This is a genomic window from Rugamonas apoptosis (assembly GCF_014042355.1).
Classification (GTDB): domain Bacteria; phylum Pseudomonadota; class Gammaproteobacteria; order Burkholderiales; family Burkholderiaceae_D; genus Rugamonas; species Rugamonas apoptosis.
Window position 1 is genome coordinate 1 of record NZ_JACEZU010000030.1, and the last position, 1,609, is coordinate 1,609.

Genomic DNA, 1,609 nt, shown 5'->3' on the forward strand with positions numbered 1-1,609 from the left:
GACTACATCGAGATGTTCTACAATCCGAAGCGCCGTCACGGATTCAATGACAGGCTTTCGCCAGCAGAGTTTGAGCGAAGGCATTTTGAACGGCTCGCGGGTGTCTAGCAGACTCGTGGCGATTCAGGTGAACATGGCGACGGCGTGGACGTACTTGCTGGTTTGTGCGGAAGGAATTACCTACCTCGGCGCGACCAGCAATTTGAAGCGGCGGCTTCACAGTCATAATTCTCAAAACAACTCTGGATGGACCAAGGGACGCAAGTGGCACCTTCTGGCTGCAAGACGCTTTGAAACCCGTGAGGACGCTTTCGCATATGAAGCTCTCTTGAAAAAAGATGCTAGGCGCCGTAATGCTTGGAAAAGGCAGAGCATCCCGCGAGCGGAAGTCATATTCAACCGTCACGGCATTGAGTTCGACGTGCAGGACTGGATGCCACGCAAACGCCGCTCCGTACAGCCAGCGCCCCGGCCAGACTACTGGGCCAAGCAAAACAAAAAGCTATTCATGTGAAACCGGTGAGGATAAGGCGCCAAACGAGCTCGCACCAAACGAGCTCGCACATTTGCTCACGTGGCCCATCAGTTAGTATGCAACGAAACAGGGACTAAGGTGCAGATCAGCGAGCTAGCATTAGCAATAACTATTGACTGAGGGCGCGATGCGAAGATTTGCGACAAACAAAGGTGGGTTCCTTCCGAAGGAATTCAATATTGCTCATGACCTCTGCTTTGCAGTGCACGATATCTTGGCGCAGTTCCTGGTATCAGGAGAAGCCTGCGATGTATTCACTGCACAGATAACGTTTGAGGATCATCAGGCAGCAGCAGATTTCGAGTCAACAGCAGATATCTTCGAATGGCTGGAAAAAAATCAGAGGTTTCAGGATCGAGCACGGGTGCTTAAGACCCTTGTACTGCCTGCCGTCCTTTCTGACATGCTGCATTGTATCTATGAAGCGTTGGAGTGCTCTCGTAAAGGCAAGCTTAACATCAGCTATATGCTGATACGTAAGCCGATTCAAGAAAGTCTTTTTTTGCTGGAGTCGATCATCCTGGATGAAGTTGCATTTGCTGAAAAGCTTGCTACCTCCCCGATTGCGTTACGGCCACAGACCGCAACAGGAATAGAGGGGGAGCATAAACGGCGTATTCAACAGGTCCTTGAGACAATAGGCCAGACCGAAGCATTCGATGCCGAATATTTAGCGCAACTGAGGTATGTCAAAGTCGAGGATGGGTTTGACGGTTTGTGTAACAAGGCAATTCATCTGTTCACCGAGCATAAAGCGATCAAAACGGAATCGCTGAACGTTAACTTCATTTTTTCTGGTTGGGACGCAAAGCAATCTCAGTGGGAATTTCTTTACAGTCGGCTGCCTTACCTCTTAATCTATATGTGGCGTGTGATCGAGTACATTGGCGATGCTGTATGTCCTACGCATCCCGAATACACACTTGATATGACTAGACGAACTGCTGTGAAATAGCCCCCTGATTCACCGGACACAGCCTATGCGCTATTCTTACGGATAGGAATAGGACTGTGCATATGACTAGGAACAAGCAAACAATCGAGGTTGTAACGATAAGCCAGGAGCGCCGCAGG

2 protein-coding genes are annotated in these 1,609 nt (G+C 49.7%); both read left to right on the plus strand.

The window, feature by feature from the left end; genetic code table 11:
- The first annotated feature begins 133 nt into the window (after positions 1–133).
- Positions 134–514: a GIY-YIG nuclease family protein gene (locus H3H39_RS27245; RefSeq protein ID WP_229218358.1), complete on the plus strand. Its 381-nt coding sequence runs from the start codon at positions 134–136 to the stop codon at positions 512–514.
- Between the two features lie 133 nt (positions 515–647).
- Entirely contained in the window at positions 648–1,490 is an 843-nt protein-coding gene (locus H3H39_RS27250) for a hypothetical protein (RefSeq protein ID WP_182157685.1), read from the plus strand.
- Positions 1,491–1,609: the final 119 nt, after the last annotated feature.